The organism is Stenotrophomonas sp. INTA L402-1, from assembly GCF_059295135.1.
This window is the reverse complement of the sequence record NZ_JCAFWP010000239.1, coordinates 1-531: the sequence shown is the minus strand read 5'-3', so window position 1 is coordinate 531 and position 531 is coordinate 1. Positions and strand designations below refer to the sequence as shown.

At 51.2% G+C, this 531-nt stretch carries 1 protein-coding gene; it reads right to left on the bottom strand.

What is annotated here, in order from left to right; all coding sequences use genetic code 11:
• The coding region (locus AC5O77_RS22575) for a hypothetical protein (RefSeq protein ID WP_494507270.1) at positions 1 to 387 on the bottom strand (387 nt) is incomplete at its 3' end.
• Between the last annotated feature and the right edge of the window lie 144 nt (positions 388 to 531).

Here is a 531-nt window from a genome sequence, read left to right as displayed (position 1 = left end):
ATTTGCCTGTGCTGCGCCAACGTCCGTCGCCCGACTGTTCAGTTTTAGCGTGTCGGCACTGGTGCCGACTCCACGGGCAGACGGTTTTTGCTGGCTGTCGTGGGTGTAGATAACCAGTTCTTTTTTCTTACTATTTTGATGCTGTACGGTGGCGTTTTTGTAGATACGGTTAATGGTATCTTTGAAGGTGAAATGCGAAACGTCTTTGCGGTCGATCTTTTTCACAGGTGCCAGGCAGCGCAGCGTGGGTAAATGTGAAAAAATCAGCTCTTTCGTCGTCACTTTTACGGCATAACCATATTCACTGGCCAGACGTTTGAGAAATCCAACATCGGTGTCGCCGTACTGTGTCACCCGGTCAATTGTCAGAGGCTCGATTTTGCCCACCAGCTTTAGGCCGTGAGTTTGTGCGATACGGCTGGCGATAGCCGAAAGCGTCGTTTATTCAAAGCCCTGGCTGTTACGGGTGCGCAGCGCCTGATTGACGGAAGTGGCGATGCCATCAATCTTTACCGTAGAAGGTGGCGCTGA